Below are 16,348 nucleotides of genomic sequence, written 5' to 3' on the forward strand. Positions count from 1 at the left end.
CCATGAAAAAGGCCCGGATCGTTCGATCCGGGCCGGTCGTTCTGATACCGCTGTCGGCGTTACGGACGGCTGTAGGTATAACCCTGGTGCTGCAACCAGGAAATATGGGCCACGCCGCTGGGGATCACGTCGTCCTCGGAGGCATCGAACAGCTCGTCCAGTGCGATGTTGCGCCCGCGCAGGGTGTTCGCGCAGACCTGGAACTCCACGTCCTGCATCTTCAGGTTCTCGATGCGCCCGCGCAGGTTCTCGTTGGTCATCGCGGTCTGGAGCAGGCCGAGGCCATCGCCATGCATGACGACCTTGATGTCCATGTTCTCGGCGCCGACCGCGTTGATGTGGTTCTGGATGTTGCCCATCGCCGCCATGTAGCGCCGTTCGTCATCGTAGTTCACGTGGTAGACGACCTTGTGATAGCCATAGTCGAAGTCGCCCGCGGCGGCCAGGCCGGGGAGGCTCAGCACCATCGCGAGCAGGGCGGGAAGGATCAGTTTCATTGCGTTCATTGCACAGGTTCCTCCTGAAACAATCACGAACCCGGGCGGGTCTTGGGTACGCCACGGGGCCTTGCGCCGGGGTTGGCGCGCCGCGACCGGGGGCTTCACTGGGAAGGCGGTCGGCGGCTGTTTATAAGACGCACGGGGCATGCGCCTATTCCCGTTCGGGCGGAACAACAAAAAGAAAAAGGCCCGGGAAAACCCGGGCCCAAAAAGACCACCAAAGGAGGAAGGGGTGGTTTACGGCTTGCTGTAGGTGTAGCCCTGCTGCTGCAGGTAAGAGATGTGTGCCACGCCGCTCGGGATGATGTCGGCCTCGGTGGCATCGTAGAGGTCGTTCTCGATGTCATAGCCGCGGCCACGAACCGTGTTGGCACAGACCTGGAAGTCGACGTTCTGCATCTTCAGGTTGTCGATCGACCCCTTCAGGTTCTCGTTCTCCAGCGCGTGGGCCAGCAGCGACAGACCATTGCCGTGCATGACGACTTTGACGTCCATGTTGTCTGCACCGACCGCGTTGATATGGTTCTGGATGTTGCGCAGCATGCCGCTCTGGCGGTTCTCGTTGTCGTAGTTCACGTGATAAACGACCTTGTGGGTGCCATAGTCGAAATCACTCGCGGATGCCGCGCCCGGGAGGGCAAAGGCGGCGGCCATTGCCAGCGGAAGAATAATGCTCTTTTTCATGTTCAGGCTCCTGCTTGTGTTCCCGTGTGTTCGTTGTCGATACGCCCGGGGCGTATGTCGCGCTGCAAGCAGCTGACCGGATCCGGTGGCGAAGGTCCGTGCCTTTCGTTTCCGGTTACAGGTAGGACGGGAACTATCCGGGATTATTCCGATCCGAATTTAGATAACTGCCTGATCATATGTAGAAAATTAGAACATTAGAGAGTGGTTCGTCGCATACCCCAGGCGGCGTGCAGGGCCAGGGTCAGGAGTACCAGGCCGCCGGCCAGCAGCGTGAAGCTGCTCGGGGCCTCGGCCAGGAACAGCCAGACCCAGAGGGTGCCGAACACTGCCTCCAGGACCAGGAACAGCGCGACCTCGCCGGCCGGCAGGAAACGGGTCGACAGGGCGATCAGCGCGAGTGCCAGCGGGAGCTGCACCAGGCCCATCACGGCGAGCACCGCGAAGCTGTCGAGGCCGATCGCGAGGGGTGCCGCCAGCGGCCACGCGATGACGGCCGCCAGCAACCCGCCCGCCGCGATCACGGCTAGGGAAACACTGATCAATGTTCACGCTCGCGTTGGCACCCCAGGTTTTCCGAGACAAGGCGCGGTGCGCAGCGGGTAGTGGTTCTACCCGCAAGTGGCGCAACGCAGGATCGGGGAACCTGGGGTGCCAACCCCACAAATCATTCAATGCAGGGGCTCGGCCGCTTTTGTGCGCGCACAGCGTTGCGGCTCCCTTGTGCAGAATGACTGCACGGCAGTCACCGCGCCTTGTTCGCACGCAAAAGCGACTCGAGCGCGAGCGTGCACATTGATCAGTGTTTCCCTAGGCGATCCACCCGCGGCGAACGCCGCAGCAACGTCAGGTTGATGCCGACCACGAGCGCGGCCATCAGCGCAAGCCCGTCCCCCAGCCAGCCCCCGGCCTCCAGCGACCCGGCAAACACGCCGATGATCCCGCCGAGGCAGACCAGCATCGCGACCCACGTCCGCGGGGGCACCCACTCGCGCAGCAGTACCCCGGAAAACACGGCGGCGAACAGCGGCGAGGCGGCCAGGATCACGACCACGTTGGCGACCGTGGTGTGCAGGATGGCCAGCACGAAAAGGATGGTGGTGGCGGCAAAGCCTGCCGAGACCCAGCCGGCATCCGCGCCGCCCAGGCGCAGGTGGGTCCAGGCCCAGCGCCCGTCGAGGACACGCAGCAACAGGGTCAGGGCAAGCGCCATCAGCAGCCCGCGCCAGAAGACGATGTTCATGCCCTGAGTGTCGGCCAGGCGCACCAGCAGCCCGTCGAAGCTGAGCGCCATCACACCGGTGAAGGCGAGCAGCGAGCCGTGCAGGTGTTCGCGTTGCATGATTCGGGTCACCCTCCATGTGCCGCTTTTCCAGCGGGGTTGTTACAGTGCGTGGGTACCGTTTTCGGAGTGCCCTATGTCCGCATCCCCCATCCCGCCCGAACTGCAGCCGATCGGGGCCATTGGCCTCGGCATCATGGGCGCGCCCATGAACCGCAACCTCCTGGCCGCCGGGGCCGAAGTTCGTGTCTGGGCACGCCGGCCGGAGACGGCGGAGGCACTCGCGCAGGAGGGGGCGCAGTCGTGCGCGAGCCTCCCGGAGCTGGTTCGCGGCGTGCGGGTTCTGGTGCTGAATGTGTCCGATACGCCGGATGTCGAGGCGCTGATGCTGGGCCCGGACGGCATCCTGGAGCACGCCCGTCCCGGCCTGATCGTGATCGACCACAGCACCATCGACCCGATGCGGACGCGCGCCATCGCGCGCGCGGCCGCCGAACGCGAAGTGACCTTCGTGGATGCCCCGGTCTCGGGGGGCGAGCCGGGTGCCCGCGCCGGTTCACTGAGCCTGATGGTAGGCGGCCCCGCCGCGGTGGTCGAGTCGCTGCGCCCGATCTTCGAGGTCGTGGGATCCACCCTGACGCACGTGGGTGACAGCGGGGCGGGGCAGATCGCCAAGGCCTGCAACCAGCTGGTGGTGGGCGAGACGCTGGTCGCGGTGGGCGAGGCCTTCGCGCTGGCGGAGCAGTCGGGTGTGGATCCGGCCCGGGTCCGCGAGGCGCTGATGGGCGGCTTTGCCAGCTCGCGCATCCTGGAGGTGCATGGCCAGCGCCTGCTGGACGGGGACTTCGAGCCGGGGTTCCAGGTCGGGCTGTATCACAAGGACCTGGGCATCATCGCCGATCTGAGCCGGGACCTTGGGCTCGCGACCGATGGGCTCAAGCCGGTGCGCGAGGCCGTGGATGCAGCGCTTGAGGCCGGGCAGGCCCGGCATGATGTGTCGATCCTCGCCCGCTTCTGCGTGCGCGCCAGCGAACCGGCTTCCTGAGCGGTCAGAGCACGAAGCGCCAGACCAGCCAGGCCAGCGAAAACCCGGCCAGGAAGATGATGCCGGCCCAGGCCAGGGCACGCAGGCCGGGCCCGGGTCGGGCATCCGCCGGCATATCTGGTGACATCACCGCTCGGAAAGTGATCCAGGCGAGGATCGGGGCCGAGAGGAATGACAGGGTGGTCGCGATATCGACGAAGCGTGTGAACTGCTCGCCGGCGAGCCAGATCAGGGCCAACGCCCCGGTGGCGACGATCAGCAGGGCGATGCGATAGCCCCACCATTCCAGCCGGCCCTCGGCGCCCGTGTCCGGGTCGCTGCCCCGGGGCTGGTGGCTGTTCTCGCGCAGCGCGCGCAGGGTGGCCATGATCACTCGCGGGTAGGCGTCGGTCACGGCCAGGGTGGTGGAGAACATCGTGGTCAGCGCCGCGATCGCGATCAGGGAGCGACTCCACTCGCCCAGGCTCTGGGCGTAGAGATCCACCAGCTGCGCCGAGAAGGCGGCCGCCCCCGGGGCGAAGCCGACACCGCTGCCGTACATCAGCAGGGCCCCCAGGAGCATGAACACGAGTGCCAGCGCGGTGGCACCGAAGAAGCCCAGCCGGAAGTCGAACACGGCCTCGCGCACACTGGGGTGATGCCCGGTCATGCGTGCGCGCTCCTGGGTCCAGACCGAATGCCAGGCGGCCACGTCCAGCGGGATCGGCATCCATCCCAGCAACGCCAGCACGAAGGCGAGCCCGGCCAGGGTCCACAGGTTCGACCATTCCCGGGCGCCGGAGAGCGCATGCCAGTCGGGGGCCTCCTGGAACGCCAGGGCGACCGCGACCACGGTGGAGACACTCAGCGCGGCCATGATGATCTTCATGCCCAGGTCGAGCCCCTTGTAGGCCTCGACCATCAGGAAGGCGATGCAGGCGGCCAGGATCAGTGCGGAGAGTACGACCATCGACAGGTCCAGCCCGAAGACCAGGGCGAACAGCCCCGCGGTGGTCAGTGTCACCACGGCCTGGATGATGAACAGCGTGCCCAGCGTCACCGCGATGTACAGGCCCAGGGCCCAGTTGCCGAGCCGGTGATAGCCGGTCAGCAGGTTGTGCCCGGTGGCGGCCGCGTAGCGTGGCCCGAATTCCAGAAAGGGGTACTTGAACAGGCAGGCCAGGAGCACGATCGGGATCAGCAGCAGCCCGTATTCGGCGCCGCCGCGGGTGGCCTGGACCAGATGCGAGACGCCCACCGCCGCGCCGGCCATCAGCAGGCCGGGTCCGATGGCGGCGCGCAGCGTGGCGCGGGTGGATGCGGTCATGAATCGATGTTTCCTTGATCGGTTGCTGCCGTGTCCGACTGGGGCAGGGCGTCGGTGCTGGCGATGATAATGCGGTCGCGTCCGCTGTTCTTGGCGGCGTACAGGGCCTGGTCGGCGCGGCCCAGCAGCGAATCGGCCGTATCCCCGGGGCGGAAGCTGGCAATGCCGCCGGAGCAGGTCTGGCCGCTGGGCATCGCCGCGCGCAGGCGCTCCAGGATATGGCGCGTCTGCCGGGCATCCGTATGCGGAAACACGATCACGAACTCCTCGCCGCCGAAGCGCGCCAGCAGGTCTGTGGGGCGCAGGCTCGGGCGCCAGGCGCGGACCATGTCGCGAAGCAGGGCGTCGCCGGCGGCATGGCCGTGGGTGTCGTTGTAGCGCTTGAAGTGATCGATATCCAGGAAGGCCAGGGTCAGTGGTCCGGCATTACGCTCGGCCCGCGCGATTTCGCGGTCCAGTTGCTCCTCCAGGTGGCGACGGTTGCCGACCCCGGTCAGTGCGTCGCTGCGGGAGAGGTGTTCCAGTCGCTGCGCCAGTACGTGGGTTTCGCGGAGCAGGCCTGCCATGCGGTACATCACCAGCAGGAACAGCAGGATGGACGCGATCGCGGCCACGCGGATGGTCTCCGTCTCGCCTGCGGCGGTGGCCAGGATCACCATGGGGACCAGCACCGAGGCCGCCCCCAGGATCAGCAGGCGCCGACCGGACAGTTCGGCGGGCGAGGTGTGGGTTTGCGGTTCCACTCTCGCGGACGGGTGCCATGCGGCCGCCGCGATCAGCGCATAGGCCACGAGCCAGAGGGCGTCGGTCAGGCCGCCCGCAAGGTACCAGCCCGCGGAGTTGCCATGGGCATACAGCAGGTCGGCGGCCAGATAGGCCAGCATCCCCAGCAGCAGGAAGCTGTGGGCGGTGATGCCCGTACGCTGCAGGAACACCAGGCGCAGCACCAGCACCAGCAGGATGAGATCGGCAACGGGGTAGCCCGTGGAGACCAGCAGTTGCAGCCAGCCGAGTCCGGGGTCGTAGGTGTAGGGGGCGATCAGCAGGGCCCAGCCGAGGACCGCGGCCGAGATCCCCACGATCAGCGCATCCACGAAGGCGCCATCGTTCCGCGCGGCCTGGGCCCCCAAGCGCCACAACGCCACGGCGAACAGCGGGTACACGGCGAGGTAGAAGACATCCGCGGCCGAAGGGAAGGGCTCCAGGCCCTGCAGGTCCAGCCAGTACCAGATGCCGTGCCCCGTGGCGGCCAGTGCCAGCGCGGCGGCGATCAGGGCCCAGGACGAGGCGGCGAACGGGCGTTGAGGGCGCAGGGTGGCGAGGGCAACTGCCACCGCGGCGCCGGCGGTCGTGATGACGTAGAGGGCGCTGGCCAGCGGGCCATGGGGCAGGGCGACATAGGCCATGGCCAGCACCAGGCCGATGCCCAGCAGTACGCCCCAGCCCTCCGGGCGCGGCCGTCGCGCGGTGCGGCGGGCGTCCCTGTTAGCGGCATGCGTGCTGCCACGCTGGATGTCGGCCGATTCCCCCATCGGCCGTATGGTGACAGACCGATGCAGGATTGTCCCGCCTCCGCGGCGGCGCGCGGCTCCCTCCGCAGGGGGGGGCCTTAAGGAGACGCTGATTGAATCGCACGTCCGCGCTCGAGTCGCTTTTGCGCGCGAACAAGGCGCGGTGACTGCCGTGCAGTCATTCTGCACAAGGGAACCGCAACGCTGTGCGCGCGCAAAAGCGGCCGAGCCCCTGCTTTCACTGGCTTGTGGGGTTGGTGCCCCCTGTTCCCCGATCCTGCGTTGCGCCGCTTGCGGGTAGAACCACTACCCGCTGCACGACGCGCCTTGTCTCGGAAAACAGGGGGCGCCAACGCGGACGTGCGATTCAATCAGCGTCTCCTTAAAGGCCGATCAGTTCGGCATGCACACCGGAGGCTGTGACCGTGTCCAGCAGCTTGCGGCTGTTGATGCGTTGCGGGTCGTACTCCACCACCATCAGGTGCGGGCGTTCATCGTGGCTGGACGCGGCCATCACGCCCGGGAGTTCGCGCAGGGCGTCCTGGATGCGTTCGCGGGCCGCGTGGTCGGTGTCCTCGTCGATGTGGATGGTGACATCCGCCATATGGGTGCTCATTGCGGGCTCCTTCGGCCGCGGGGCCGTGTGCCTACAACATGAATATAGACGCTGCCGGAGGCGGCTCAAGCACCGCGCCTGGCTGCCGCCGCCGCGGAGGGCTATGGTGAAGGGATGGATACGAACCGGAGAATCACCATGCGAGCGATCTGGCTGGGGCTGGCCCTTGCCGCGGTGGGCAGCAGTGCCGCGCAGGCCGATGTGCTGACGGGCGACACGCTGCTGGAGGCGGCGAACGCGGAGATCACCAACATCGACCAGGAGGGCCTGCAGGACCTGATCGCCAGCGAGCCCGACCACGTGGTGATTGATGTGCGCACGCGTACCGAGATTGATCACACCGGCGGGCAGATCCGCTCCAGCGAGACGCTGAATATCCCGCGTGGCTGGATCGAGTTCGAGGTGCCGGGCGAGATCCCGGACAAGGACACGCCGATCGTCGTCTACTGCGGCCAGAACCTGCGCAGTGTGGCCGCCGCGCAGACCCTGCAGCAGATGGGCTACACCAATGTGTACAACTACCCCGGGGGTTTCTTCGAGTGGAAAGACGCCGGGCTGCCGCTGTATGTGCTGGACAAGGCCCGCGACTCGTTCCTCTACGACCGCCCGCAGGAGGTGACCGACGGCGTCTGGTCCGCGATCGGCGCGACCCAGCCCTCCACCTACGAGAACTCCGGCCACAACAACAACCTGTCGTTCATCATCACCGATGATGGCGTGGTGGTGATGAACGCCGGCGACAACTACCTGCTGGCCAAGTCGCTGCATCAGGAGATCAAGAAGCTTACCGATCAACCGGTGAAATACGTGGTGCTGGAGAATGCCCAGGGCCACGCGATGCTCGGCATGACCTACTGGCAGGAGCAGGGCGCCACGGTCATCGCGCACAACGATGCCTGGCGCGAGATCGAGGCCAATGGTCAGGCGAGCCTGGAAGCGGCCGCCACCCGCACCCGCGACAAGGCGTTCATGACCGAGCTGGGCACGCCGGACGTCACCTTCGCCACCCGCCTGGACCTGGAGATGGGCGGTGAAACCATTCAGATCCGCTACCTCGGGCCGGGCCACGCGCCGGGCGATATCGCCCTCTGGGCGCCGGAGCGCAAGGCGCTTATTACCGGGGACCTGGCGTTCCATCAGCGCATGCTGCCGATCTTCGAATACACCGATACCGCCGGCTGGATCGAGACCTGGCACGAACTGGAGGCCCTGGAGGCCGAGTACATCATCCCCGGCCACGGCGACCCGGTGAACGATTTCGAGGTGCTCCGCCGCTACACCCACGATTATCTCGTGTACCTGCGCGAGGAGGTCCAGCGCATCCTCGACGAGGGCGGCACGCTGAACGATGCCTACAACATCGACCAGACCGCCTACCGCCACCTGGACACCTACGGCGAGCTGCATCGCCAGAACGCCGGCCGCGTGTTCCGCGCCATGGAGTTCGAGGACTTCTGAATCCCAATGCGGAGCGTCCGGGTCCCTCGCCTGTGGGAAGCCAGCCCCTGCCGGCAGGGCGTGGGCAAGGCCTCAATCGCCGAGAGGGCTCGGCTCCTACTGGTCTGGAGCCAGCGTTTGCAGGAGGCCAGCCCCCTGGCCGATGGGGCGCTTGCAAAACCGCAATCGGCCGGAAACCCGGGCTCTTTTAAGGGCGAGGGTGCACGTGGATCAGCATTTCCCTGGGAAGTACAGCACGGGAAGTACACCGCGTACGTGAAGGTCGGTTGTGCGGAGAATGGGTCCTGGCGAGAAGGCAGTGCCGGGTCGCATGTGGCATTTCCCATATCTTCGCGCTAAATTAGAACGAACGTTCGGTTCGGTATGGGCGATGACAGAGAACCCGAGGCAATCCGTGCGCGGCGCCGCGCTGCGCAAACTGGTGCTGGATACCGCGCTCGAGCGGTTCAGTCAGGATGGCTATTTCAATACCTCCATCCATGACATCCGGCGTCAGGCCGGTGTCTCCATCGGCTCGATCTATCACCACTTCGGCAACAAGGAGGCGCTGGCCAAGGCGCTGTACGACGAGCTGCTGCAACGCATGGATGCGGGCCTGGCCGAGGTGATGGAGCGCGAGAGCGGTTGCCGCGCGCGCTGCGACGGGATCATCGCGTTTATGTTCCGGGCCGCCACCGAGGCCCCGCAGACGATGCGTTTCGTGCTCGAGGCGCGGCACCGCGAGTTTCTCCCGGACGAGCCGCCGGTGTGCTCCTCGCAGCCGTTCCAGCGCATGCGCGAGTGCATCGAACAGGGCATCGCCGCCGGCGAGGTCCGGCCCATGGAGATCCCGGTGGCGGCCACCGCCGCGTTCGGTGGCGCCATCCGCCTGCTGCACCTGTACCTCGACGGCGTGCTCGAGAAACCCCTGGCGCACTACCTGCCCGAGACCCAGGAGGCCGCCTGGCGCGCCATCGCGATGCCCTCGGCTAACTGCCCGTAACCCGTTTTTCTACCGAAGGAGAATCCCCGATGAAGATCATTGCATCCCTGTTCCTGCTGCTGACCCTGTCGCTGACCACCCTGAGCGTCCAGGCCGAAACCCCCACCGACGCCCGCGCCCTGGACGGCGTCGAGCAGGGCCGCGTCGTGTTCGACCTGAACAACAACGACCCGGAGCTGCTCGCGCTGTATCTGATGGTGATCCGCGAGACCTTTGAAGATCTGACCGATCAGGGCGTGGACCCGGACATGATCCTCGCCTTTCGCGGGCGGGCCGTGACCATGGTCTCCGAGGATCGCGAGCGCTTCGAGCTGACGGAGTTCGACCACCTGGATGCGATCGAGGAACACGTGGCGGCACTGAAGGACAAGGGCGTGCGCATGGAATCCTGCGCCGTGGCCACCCGCCTGTTCGGCGTCGAGCACGGCGAGCTGCTGCCCGGCATCGAGCCGGTGCGCAATACCTTCGTGTCCCTGACCGGTTACCAGGCCCAGGGCTACGCGGTCATCCCGATCTATTGAGTCTTTAGGGTTCGGGTTTCGAGCCCGGGGACGAAACACCCGGGCCTTCACCATAAAAGGATGAGAACCACCATGCGAAATCGAATGCTGATCCTGTTGCTGGCCCTGCTGTTGCCGTTTGGCCTTGCCTCCACGGCGAGCGCCGAGGGTCTGGACAATCGCGAGGCGACCCAGGGCATCGAGACGATGCGCGCGGTCTATGACATGCGCAAGTCCGATCCCAACGTGATGCTGGCCTACCTGCGCGGCATCGCCACCAACCACGAGAACCTGCTCAAGGAGGGCGTGGAGCCCGATCTGCGCATGGTCTTCATCGCCGAGGCGGTCAAGTTCATCAACACCGACCCCGAGCCGGAGGTGGCGATTGATCACGCCGACACCCTGGAGGAGATCGCGAAGGCGGTGGACCGCCTGGACGAGCTGGGCGTGAAGATGGAGGTCTGCGCCGCCGCGACGCGGGCCTATGGTGTGGACAACGACACCATCCTGGATCCGATCCAGCCGGTACGCAGCGGCTTCATCGCGGTCATGGGATATCAGAACCAGGGCTACGCGCTGGTGCCGGTTTACTGAGCACTTGCTGTCCCTGTTGGAGAAAGCTTGTTGTCGCGGAGATGCGCCGGCGGTCTTTTCCCGGATCACGCAATGTCTCTGGTCGAAAAGCCGGTTCGGTCCCGAGTCGGTTATTGCCGTTCTTCGTCCGTCCGTGTTCGGCCCGGAGTCGTACCTTCTTCCTGCCCCGAGGGTGTCCAGGTTGCGTTTCCCGTAACATGAGAGGCAAATTCGCGAGTTTTTCTCTGTTCTAGAACCTTGCAGGCGTGTTGCGGTCATCTCAAGGCGAGACGCGCAGGCCATCATGCGCAGAGATAAATTGGAACCGCAGCACCCGGACGAGAGTCCTGGCGCTCGGCGCCTCCCTCCCAAGCCTCGGGACTGATGCAATGACCAGCGGTCGAGATTTGCTTGACGGGCTGGCCCACCTCACGGGCATTCGCAATGCTCAGCGTCTGGAATACAGTCTTCTCAAGACACTGGACAGCATTTACCAGTCGGCGCAGATCTGGGCGATCCAGCTCACTGCCGAGGGCCACCCCGAAAGCCTCCATTCCTTCGACCGCAAGCATGACACCGTGACCACGGTGCCGTTCGATCAGGAGCAACAGCCCATACCTGTCTGGCTGCTGGATCAGGCACTTGCGACCGGGGAGCCGTCCGAGGGAACGGACGAATCGGGGCGCCGGGTGTCGGTCTTTCCAATGTCCGGCCTCAAGGAATTCAGTATCTGCCTCGCATTCTCGTTCGATAATGCCAGCGACAACGAGTCGCTGGACGCGCTCTTGGTGCGTAGCTTCCTGTCGGTGTATCGCAACTTCGTCAAGCTGATTGATGACGCGCAGACGGACGAGCTGACAGGGCTGCTCAACCGCAAGACATTCGAAGACAACTTTCGTGAACTCGCGACAATCGGGCGCAGTACCCATTCACCGGAGCCTGCGAGGGGCCGCCGCGAGGAGCCCGACCCTGAAGAAACTGACGTCTGGCTGGCCGTGATCGATGTCGATGACTTCAAGAGGATCAATGACAGCTTCGGCCATGTGTATGGCGACGAGGTGTTGATCCTACTGGCACGGCTGCTGCAGCAGAGCTTTCGCCAGAATGACTTGGTCTACCGTTTCGGTGGCGAGGAGTTCGTGGTCCTCGCCGAAATCGCCAGTCCCGAGATGGCGGCGGCAACCTTCGGGCGCTTGCAGCGGGCGGTGGCGGACTATGCGCTGCCACGGGTCGGACGTGTTACCACCAGCATCGGGGTCACCCGCTTGCGTCCGTACATGACCGCAAGCGCCGTGCTGGACGAGGCCGATCAGGCGCTGTACTACGCCAAGGCGAATGGGAAAAACCAAGTTTGTCTGTACGACCAGTTGGTTGATTCGGGTGTGATTAAGCCCAACGTGATCGAGGCGGGTGAGATTGAATTGTTCTGACTCCTGCTGGTGGTTGTCGGCTGGGCTCCCTGCGCGTCGCTACCCGCGGGCCAGCCGGCGGTTGAGCGCATAGACCGACAGCGGCGCGAACACCCCGGCAATGCCCAGGGCCCAGGCCAGCGACCACAGGGCCGGTTGCAGGGCCGGGCCGTCGGCGTTCATCAGGGCGCGGGCGGCCTCCGCCAGCAGCGAGACGGGGTTGGCCTGCACGAAGCCCTGCAGCCAGGTCGGCATCGTGTCCACGGGTACGAACGCGGAGCTGACGAAGGTGACCGGGAACAGCGCGGTAAAGCCAAACAGCTGCACATGCTCCGGGTCGCGCGCGATCACGCCCACCAGCACCATCACCCAGGAAAAGGCCACCGCGAAGCTCAGCACCAGCGCGACCATCGCCAGCAGGTGCGCCCACGAGGTCTCCAGGCGGAAGCCGAGCAGGAACCCGACGATCAGCAACAGGGCGATACACAGCAGTTGCTTGACCACGTCCGCCAGGATGCGTCCGGCCAGCGGCGCCCAGCGCGGGATGGGCAGGGCACGAAAGCGATCGAATACGCCGCGGGTCAGGTCGGTGTTCAGGCCGTGGCCGACGTACACGGTCACAAACAGCATGTTCATCACGATCACGCCGGGCAGCACGAACGCCAGATAGTTCTCGGGCGAACCGGCAATGGCCCCGCCGAACACGAACAGGAACAGCACCAGGAACAGGATCGGCTGGATCGAGTAGTCGCCCAGTTCCCAGGGATTGCGGCGTACCTGCACCAGGCTGCGCCAGGCCAGCGCCAGGGTCTGGTCAATGGCGTTCATGCCGCGTCCTCCCCGGCGTCCGGTTCCGCGTGGCCGGCGCCACTGCGCCCGGTCAGGGACAGGAACACATCATCCAGGCTGGCGCCGCGCAGCCCCAGATCGACCACCTCGATCCCGGCGTCGTCCAGGCGCCGCAACACGGCGGGAAGCAGCCCGGCATCCTGCACCGGCGCGCTGATTTGCGCCCCCTCGACCTGGGCCGGGCGTCCCGCGAGCCCGGTGACGATCCCGGCTGCGCGGTCGCTGGTCGCCGGGTCCGCCACTGTCACGTAGAGGCTGCGCGCCCCGACCCGGGCCTTCAGTTCGGCGGCCGTGCCCTCGGCGATCACGCGGCCCTGGTCCAGCACCACGATGGAGTCGGCCAGGGCGTCGGCCTCTTCCAGGTACTGGGTGGTCAGCAGGACGGTGGTACCCGCCGCCTGCAACTGGCGCACCCGTTCCCACAGGTCGCGGCGGGCGCGCGGGTCGAGGCCGGTGGACGGCTCGTCCAGGAACAGGATACGCGGGCGTCCAACCAGACTGGCGGCCAGGTCCAGGCGTCGGCGCATACCCCCGGAGTAGGTCTGCGCGGGGCGTCGCCCGGCCTCCTGCAGCGAGAAGTCCGCGAGCAGCGCGTCCGCACGGGCCCGGGCATCGGCCCGCTTGAGCCCCAGCAGGCGGGCGATCAGGATCAGGTTCTCGCGTCCGGTGAGCTTTTCGTCGACCGAGGCGTACTGGCCGGTCAGGCCGATAATCTCGCGAACCCGCGCGGCCTCGCGGGCCACATCGAACCCGCCCACGCGGGCCGTGCCGGCGGTGGGCGCGAGCAGGGTGGCCAGCATGCGGACCACGGTGGTCTTGCCGGCGCCGTTCGGCCCCAGCAGGCCCAGGACTTGCCCGGTCGGTACCCGCAGATCGACGCCGTCCACGGCCCGCGTGGCGGCGAAGTCCCGTACCAGTCCCTGTACCTCGATGGCGTTATCCAAACCTGTCTCCTGATCGGCTCTCCACGCTCGGACGCGGGCGGGGCGCCCGGGTTCCGCCGCTTCAGTCTCCCTAGGTCTCCTTCGTTGAGGGTTTGTTGAGGGTGTGCGGCTCCTGCCGGGTGTGGGTGCCAGCGTTGCACGGCCTCTGGCCGTGATCTCTGTCGGGACACCCGGCAGGAACCTGCTAATCCCCTTCTGGTCATAGGGAGTTAAAAATATCTTCAAAGCCATATATAGGGAGAGCCACATGAAGAAAACGCTGATGGCCCTTGCGGTCGCCGCCGCCTGCCCGGCTCTGGCGCTGGCCGAACCCCGTGTCGTGGACACCGATCGTAATGTCTTTATTCCCGCCGAAGAGGATGCCCGCGCGGTTCTGCGGGTCGCCGCGGTCTATAACGACGAAGACTTCCGCATCCATTACGAGTACGAGACCGATACGCCCAGCTGGTATCACCAGGTCTGGCGCTACGAGGATGGCGAGTGGGTGCGCTACGGATCCGGCGGCCCGGGGCCGGACGAGCACGGCCTGTACGAGGACCGAATCTCCATGATGCTGGACGACGGCAAGGTGGAGGGTTTCGACCGCATGGGCGGATGGATGACCGCGCACGACGGTATGCGCAGCCTGACCTCCGAGGTGGACGCGGATGCCGTTCGCGAGCATCCGAAGCTGGGCGGCGACCTCGGGCGCAGCGACGTGCGCAAGTACCTCCCGCAGACCCGCGTCACGGAGGATCCGGAAGAGGTCTCCTGGGATCAGGTCATCGATGACGAGGCCCTGGAACAGTTGCAGTCCGACGGTGTGTTCCTCGACCTGTGGCAGTGGCGCTCCCACCGCAGCCACCCGATGGGCTACGCGGACAACAACTACGTGCTGCACTACCGCCTGTCGTCCGAGGGCACCAGCATGTTCACGACCAACTGGGATGACGACGCCGATCAGCCTGCCTGGATGTTCGATCCGGAGCAGGTCGGAGCCCCCGCCCTGGAGTGGGAGGCCCTGATCGCCCGCGAGTACGGCCAGGACGATGCTTATTACATCCACGAGGGCAACGCAATCGCCTTCGATCCGGACCACGACTGGCAGGAAGGCGATGTGATCCCGCAGCGGTTCCTGCGGGAGCCGAGCGGCAGCCGCGGCGCGATCCGTGCCGATGGTGGCTACGAAGACGGCGCCTGGCGGATTGCACTCACCCGCACGCTGGAGGCCCCCAACGCCCGGGACAGCAAGACCCTGGAACATGGCGCGTCCTACAACGTCGCCTTCGCGGTTCACAGTGCCGCGGGCGCGCGCTGGCACCTGGTCTCGCTGCCGATGACCCTGGGGCTGGAAGACGGGGAGGCCGACATCGTCGCTCGCCGTGTCGATGGGGACCTGGACGAAGCCGACCTGGAATGGACCGAGGTGGAGGTGTTCTACCCGGGTCAGATCACCTATCAGTTCCTGCACAGCGACGACCACCCGGGCGGCACGCTGGTGCGCGAGGGCGAGAAGGGCGTGCGTGATCAGCACGATCTAGACACCCTGCCGGGCTTCATCGTCGACATGGAGCAGCAGCTCCTGCGCGACGCAGACTGAGCCGGCGCGGGTCGGCACCACGCGCGCTCAGACCCGGACTCGTCTGGTGTCGACACTCTCGGCCGTGGAAGGGGTGCGCCCGACGCCCTTGCGCCACCAGACGTGCAGGGCAAGGCACAAAGCCTGACGTCGGGTCTCCTGCGCTCCGTCGTCCCGGACGCCGCGCAGCGGTGATCCGGGGTCTCCGCCGGTGGGGCGGGCGCGGTCGGTGGCAAGGCCGGCGTGGGCGCTCCCGGCTCTGCGCTTCGCTGAGGCCGGGATGACGCCGTGTGGTGCTGTGCCGCGCGTCAGGCCGTTTCGGCGTTGCCGGTGGGGGCGGTTTCGCGGCGGATCAGGTAGTCCACGTAGAGGAAGCCGAAGGGCACCACGCCGAGGAACAGCACCAGCAGCCATTTCCAAACCGGCCAGTCGCTCAGATGGCTGGCCATCACCGACGCCGCGCCGTAGACCATGAACAGAATGCCGTGGACCCAGCCGACATAGGTGACGGCCAGGGGCATGTCCGCATAGGTGCGCAGCGGCATCGCGATAAACAGCAGGGTAATGAGCGACAAACCCTCGAGGACGCTGATCAGGCGGAAGAATTTCATGGGCGGGACCGGTGGATCGGGAAACGCGGCGGAGGGTAGCACGAAGCGCGACGGGCGCCACGAAATGGACCTGGCAGTGTGGTCGGGTTAATTCTTGCGCTGGTTGCGCGCGGATTGTGCGTAGTCCCTGGCCCGGGCGCGGATCTCCTCGAAGAACAGCGCCTCCCAGCGGGTGTTGCGCTCGTCCCGTGACAGAGGTCCTGTGTCCTGTTGCTCGCGAGCCAGGCGCGTGTCGGCCTCGGCCTCGGCGTCATCCAGGATCTGCTTGAAGCTATCCCGTGCCGCGGCTGCCTTCGGGTCGATTCCCTGGCGCTGCAGGACGTTGGCCAGCAGCGCCCCGCCTTTTTTCCACTTCGACCAGAGTCTCACAGCGACGCTCCTCCCAGTAGTCGTCGGCGTGCATCCGGGGTATACCCGAGGACCGAAGAGGTCCGGACAATCGACATCTTACCGGGCCAAGCGGCCTGTTGGGATTCTGGTCTACCAACAAAAAAGGCCCTCCGAAGAGGGCCTCGTCATC

General features: G+C 66.1%; 16 protein-coding genes and 2 pseudogenes. 7 read left to right on the forward strand and 11 right to left on the reverse strand.

Going from position 1 to position 16,348, the window contains the following annotated elements:
* Positions 1-59: 59 nt before the first annotated feature.
* The 4 genes and pseudogenes from D103_RS0106260 to D103_RS13395 form a co-directional block, all read right to left on the reverse strand.
* Complete coding sequence (locus D103_RS0106260) at positions 60-506, reverse strand: DsrE family protein (protein ID WP_019583198.1); 447 nt, start codon at positions 504-506, stop codon at positions 60-62.
* A gap of 231 nt (positions 507-737) precedes the next feature.
* Positions 738-1,184, reverse strand: coding sequence for a DsrE family protein (locus D103_RS0106265; protein ID WP_018876192.1), 447 nt, complete (start codon positions 1,182-1,184; stop codon positions 738-740).
* 197 nt (positions 1,185-1,381) lie between these two features.
* Positions 1,382-1,711: pseudogene (locus D103_RS13390) on the reverse strand (EamA/RhaT family transporter); the annotation flags it as partial.
* 284 nt (positions 1,712-1,995) lie between these two features.
* A pseudogene (locus D103_RS13395) lies at positions 1,996-2,526 on the reverse strand (EamA family transporter); the annotation flags it as partial.
* Between the two features lie 76 nt (positions 2,527-2,602).
* Between D103_RS13395 and D103_RS0106275 the strand changes: the two are divergent.
* On the forward strand, positions 2,603-3,511 hold the full coding sequence (locus D103_RS0106275) for an NAD(P)-dependent oxidoreductase (protein WP_018866509.1): 909 nt from the start codon (positions 2,603-2,605) through the stop codon (positions 3,509-3,511).
* Positions 3,512-3,515: 4 nt separating this feature from the next.
* Here the strand turns inward: D103_RS0106275 and D103_RS0106280 are convergent, their stop codons facing one another.
* The 3 genes from D103_RS0106280 to D103_RS0106290 all read right to left on the reverse strand — a co-directional run bounded on the left by D103_RS0106280 (position 3,516) and on the right by D103_RS0106290 (position 6,944).
* Complete coding sequence (locus D103_RS0106280) at positions 3,516-4,817, reverse strand: NRAMP family divalent metal transporter (RefSeq protein WP_018876193.1); 1,302 nt, start codon at positions 4,815-4,817, stop codon at positions 3,516-3,518.
* Positions 4,814-6,349, reverse strand: a complete 1,536-nt coding sequence (locus tag D103_RS0106285) for a GGDEF domain-containing protein (protein WP_018876194.1) — start codon at positions 6,347-6,349, stop codon at positions 4,814-4,816. Before D103_RS0106285 ends, D103_RS0106280 begins: the two co-directional genes overlap by 4 nt.
* Before the next feature lie 361 nt (positions 6,350-6,710).
* Positions 6,711-6,944 carry a hypothetical protein gene (locus tag D103_RS0106290; protein WP_018866512.1) on the reverse strand — a complete coding sequence of 78 codons (234 nt, stop codon included), beginning with the start codon at positions 6,942-6,944 and terminating at the stop codon, positions 6,711-6,713.
* Positions 6,945-7,082: 138 nt separating this feature from the next.
* Here D103_RS0106290 and D103_RS0106295 point away from each other — a divergent pair, with 138 nt between their 5' ends.
* The 5 genes from D103_RS0106295 (at position 7,083) to D103_RS0106315 (ending at position 11,887) form a co-directional block, all read left to right on the forward strand.
* Complete coding sequence (locus D103_RS0106295; RefSeq protein WP_018876195.1) at positions 7,083-8,402, forward strand: rhodanese-like domain-containing protein; 1,320 nt, start codon at positions 7,083-7,085, stop codon at positions 8,400-8,402.
* Between the two features lie 370 nt (positions 8,403-8,772).
* On the forward strand, positions 8,773-9,384 hold the full coding sequence (locus D103_RS0106300; protein ID WP_026280283.1) for a TetR/AcrR family transcriptional regulator: 612 nt from the start codon (positions 8,773-8,775) through the stop codon (positions 9,382-9,384).
* Between the two features lie 29 nt (positions 9,385-9,413).
* On the forward strand, positions 9,414-9,905 hold the full coding sequence (locus tag D103_RS0106305) for a DsrE family protein (protein WP_018876197.1): 492 nt from the start codon (positions 9,414-9,416) through the stop codon (positions 9,903-9,905).
* A gap of 72 nt (positions 9,906-9,977) precedes the next feature.
* Positions 9,978-10,478 carry a DsrE family protein gene (locus D103_RS0106310; RefSeq protein ID WP_026280284.1) on the forward strand — a complete coding sequence of 167 codons (501 nt, stop codon included), beginning with the start codon at positions 9,978-9,980 and terminating at the stop codon, positions 10,476-10,478.
* 368 nt (positions 10,479-10,846) lie between these two features.
* Positions 10,847-11,887, forward strand: coding sequence for a GGDEF domain-containing protein (locus D103_RS0106315; protein ID WP_018876199.1), 1,041 nt, complete (start codon positions 10,847-10,849; stop codon positions 11,885-11,887).
* Between the two features lie 39 nt (positions 11,888-11,926).
* Here the strand turns inward: D103_RS0106315 and D103_RS0106320 are convergent, their stop codons facing one another.
* Entirely contained in the window at positions 11,927-12,694 is a 768-nt protein-coding gene (locus tag D103_RS0106320; RefSeq protein ID WP_018866517.1) for an ABC transporter permease, read from the reverse strand.
* Positions 12,691-13,659, reverse strand: coding sequence for a daunorubicin resistance protein DrrA family ABC transporter ATP-binding protein (locus tag D103_RS0106325; protein WP_018876200.1), 969 nt, complete (start codon positions 13,657-13,659; stop codon positions 12,691-12,693). The genes D103_RS0106320 and D103_RS0106325 overlap by 4 nt, the downstream gene beginning before the upstream one ends.
* Positions 13,660-13,906: 247 nt before the next feature.
* Between D103_RS0106325 and D103_RS0106330 the strand changes: the two genes are divergently transcribed.
* Positions 13,907-15,238: an ethylbenzene dehydrogenase-related protein gene (locus tag D103_RS0106330; protein WP_018866522.1), complete on the forward strand. Its 1,332-nt coding sequence runs from the start codon at positions 13,907-13,909 to the stop codon at positions 15,236-15,238.
* Positions 15,239-15,525: 287 nt separating this feature from the next.
* Here the strand turns inward: D103_RS0106330 and D103_RS0106335 are convergent, their stop codons facing one another.
* Complete coding sequence (locus D103_RS0106335) at positions 15,526-15,828, reverse strand: DUF3817 domain-containing protein (protein ID WP_018876201.1); 303 nt, start codon at positions 15,826-15,828, stop codon at positions 15,526-15,528.
* An 87-nt stretch (positions 15,829-15,915) separates the two neighbouring features.
* A complete protein-coding gene (locus D103_RS0106340) occupies positions 15,916-16,197 on the reverse strand; it encodes a hypothetical protein (RefSeq protein WP_018876202.1) in 282 nt (93 codons plus the stop codon).
* Positions 16,198-16,348: the final 151 nt, after the last annotated feature.

This window comes from Thioalkalivibrio sp. ALE31 (genome assembly GCF_000377405.1).
Taxonomy (GTDB): domain Bacteria; phylum Pseudomonadota; class Gammaproteobacteria; order Ectothiorhodospirales; family Ectothiorhodospiraceae; genus Thioalkalivibrio.

Bases quoted from the DNA above. Each gene is read 5' to 3' on its own strand.
- D103_RS0106305 (WP_018876197.1), top strand. From the start codon at position 9,414: ATGAAGATCATTGCATCCCTGTTCCTGCTGCTGACCCTGTCGCTGACC.
- D103_RS0106260 (WP_019583198.1), bottom strand. From the start codon at position 506: ATGAACGCAATGAAACTGATCCTTCCCGCCCTGCTCGCGATGGTGCTG.
- D103_RS0106320 (WP_018866517.1), bottom strand. From the start codon at position 12,694: ATGAACGCCATTGACCAGACCCTGGCGCTGGCCTGGCGCAGCCTGGTG.
- D103_RS0106280 (WP_018876193.1), bottom strand. From the start codon at position 4,817: ATGACCGCATCCACCCGCGCCACGCTGCGCGCCGCCATCGGACCCGGC.
- D103_RS0106275 (WP_018866509.1), top strand. From the start codon at position 2,603: ATGTCCGCATCCCCCATCCCGCCCGAACTGCAGCCGATCGGGGCCATT.
- D103_RS0106265 (WP_018876192.1), bottom strand. From the start codon at position 1,184: ATGAAAAAGAGCATTATTCTTCCGCTGGCAATGGCCGCCGCCTTTGCC.
- D103_RS0106295 (WP_018876195.1), top strand. From the start codon at position 7,083: ATGCGAGCGATCTGGCTGGGGCTGGCCCTTGCCGCGGTGGGCAGCAGT.
- D103_RS0106300 (WP_026280283.1), top strand. From the start codon at position 8,773: ATGACAGAGAACCCGAGGCAATCCGTGCGCGGCGCCGCGCTGCGCAAA.
- D103_RS0106310 (WP_026280284.1), top strand. From the start codon at position 9,978: ATGCGAAATCGAATGCTGATCCTGTTGCTGGCCCTGCTGTTGCCGTTT.
- D103_RS0106335 (WP_018876201.1), bottom strand. From the start codon at position 15,828: ATGAAATTCTTCCGCCTGATCAGCGTCCTCGAGGGTTTGTCGCTCATT.
- D103_RS0106290 (WP_018866512.1), bottom strand. From the start codon at position 6,944: ATGAGCACCCATATGGCGGATGTCACCATCCACATCGACGAGGACACC.
- D103_RS0106330 (WP_018866522.1), top strand. From the start codon at position 13,907: ATGAAGAAAACGCTGATGGCCCTTGCGGTCGCCGCCGCCTGCCCGGCT.
- D103_RS0106315 (WP_018876199.1), top strand. From the start codon at position 10,847: ATGACCAGCGGTCGAGATTTGCTTGACGGGCTGGCCCACCTCACGGGC.
- D103_RS0106285 (WP_018876194.1), bottom strand. From the start codon at position 6,349: ATGGGGGAATCGGCCGACATCCAGCGTGGCAGCACGCATGCCGCTAAC.